1 protein-coding gene is annotated in these 1,777 nt (G+C 67.2%); it reads right to left on the reverse strand.

The window, feature by feature from the left end; translation table 11 throughout:
- Window positions 1–232: 232 nt before the first annotated feature.
- Window positions 233–1,654: an IS1380 family transposase gene (locus tag CEF10_RS16660; protein WP_101069285.1), complete on the reverse strand. Its 1,422-nt coding sequence runs from the start codon at window positions 1,652–1,654 to the stop codon at window positions 233–235.
- Between the last annotated feature and the right edge of the window lie 123 nt (window positions 1,655–1,777).

Consider the following 1,777-nt stretch of genomic DNA (forward strand, 5'->3'; position numbering starts at 1 on the left):
ACCCCGCATTATTCACCGCGCGCCCCCTCGCGGCGCCGAGACGGGTTACGCAGGCGGCATCGAAGGTGTGAGCGGGTAGCGAAGACTGCACGGTTGTGGTCTCTGCAGCCCAAGGTTGTCTGATAATGGGTCTTCAAAGCTTTCGGGCGTGGATCAGGCTCGTCGTGGGCACGCCGACAGTGCGCCCATGGACGCCTTCAGTCGGCCGACGCTTCCGAAGCTGGGCAATGCGTCACGGGCTGGCGCCGCGCACCATCTGGATCTGCGGCCATATGGCCGCCCAGAACGGTGCGACGGCCCGGGCGAGGATCAGGGTCGCACGGCGGGCGGAGATGACGAGGCGGGCGCCGCCACGGAGCACACGTTCACGCAGGCGGCGCAGACTCCAGGGGGACCCGGTTGCGCGGGCCATGGCACGGCGGGCGACGTGCATGACCTGGTAGGCCAGCATGGCGGTCAGAAGGCGCACCTCGTTGCAGGCGAAGGCATCGATCGCCGGCGCCGCGGTCCTTGGCGTCTTTCCGCGGACATGGGATTTCGTGCGATTGGTCGAGGACAAGGCGGGGTCCAGGACGTCCATCAGCTCGCCCATGTGCCCCTCGGCCTTGCCGCGCCGGCGATAATATTCCAGCAGCGTCTCGCCGTTCATCTGGAAGCGCGAGATCGAGGTGACGAGGAAGAACCGGTCGAGCAGCAAATCGTCGGGCCGTTCCTTGACCACGAGAACCACGCGGCGGGGCGCGTCCCAACTCGAGGCCTGATGTTCGAGCTCGTGCGTCCACATCCGTGGTTCCGCCGGCGGTCGTCCGGGCGGGCGCTTCATGTACGGCGCCGCCAGCCGATCCAGCGCGGCGTTGGCGCGCAAGCGGGCCACGAAGTGGACGCCCCGGTCATCGAGCCCGGCCAAGAGCTGACCGGACGGGAACCCGGCGTCGATGCGAACATGGGTGATCTTGCACAGGCTGGCCTCGGCACGATCGACCACATCGAGGATTACATCCAGCGCGCCGTTCGCGGTTCCGACGTTCCCGGGCCGGAGGCGGGCGTCCAGCATGTCGCCGGTTTCGGCGATAGAGGTGATGAGCGGATGGTAGATCCGGGCCGCGTAGTGGCCGTTCCACGCCGCCTTGGGCTGGTGACCGTGAACCTCGACCGGCAGGCTGTCCACGTCGAGCGTGACGCGGGTATGCCGCTCCCCGCCATTCTCGGCCCGCAGGTTGCGGCCAGCCAGTTCGAGCGCCGCCTCGCGCAGGACCTTGAGGTTTTCGGGCCGGGCCAGCATCGCAGCGCAGCGTGACAAGGTGGGCTGCGACGGCAGGCCCGGCGCTTGCGTCAGCGGCGTCAGCCCGGCTGAAGAACTGGCGGCAAGACACATAGCCGGATCATGCCGCAGCGCATCGGCGTCGCCGTGGTCCTGCCAACCCTGGGCAACCAACAGCACCATCGCCCGAAGCAAGGAAGGCAGATCGTGCACGACATCGGCCTGGCGGCGTTCATCCTTCATCTGCGCCGCCATCCACGGGATGATCCTGGTCGCGTCGAGCACCTCGCGCAGCAGCACGGCACCGGGATCGCCGGTCAGCCGTTCAGAGCGGGTTTCGATGGTCAGAGAGCGGTTGAACCCGGCCGCGACCGGCCGTAGCGTTTCACCCATGCGTGCGTCCGTGGCTGTCGGCGGATTTTTTCAACACCCTGATTCTACGGCACTTTCGGGCGCACGCAACCTCATCAGCCCGATTTCGGTGAATAAGCCGGGCTAAGCGAGTTGCTCATGGCC

It is taken from the genome of Roseovarius salinarum (genome assembly GCF_002834145.1).
Taxonomy (GTDB): domain Bacteria; phylum Pseudomonadota; class Alphaproteobacteria; order Rhodobacterales; family Rhodobacteraceae; genus Roseovarius; species Roseovarius salinarum.

Excerpts from the sequence above, each read along its gene's own strand:
- CEF10_RS16660 (WP_101069285.1), bottom strand. The coding sequence starts at position 1,654 with ATGGGTGAAACGCTACGGCCGGTCGCGGCCGGGTTCAACCGCTCTCTG.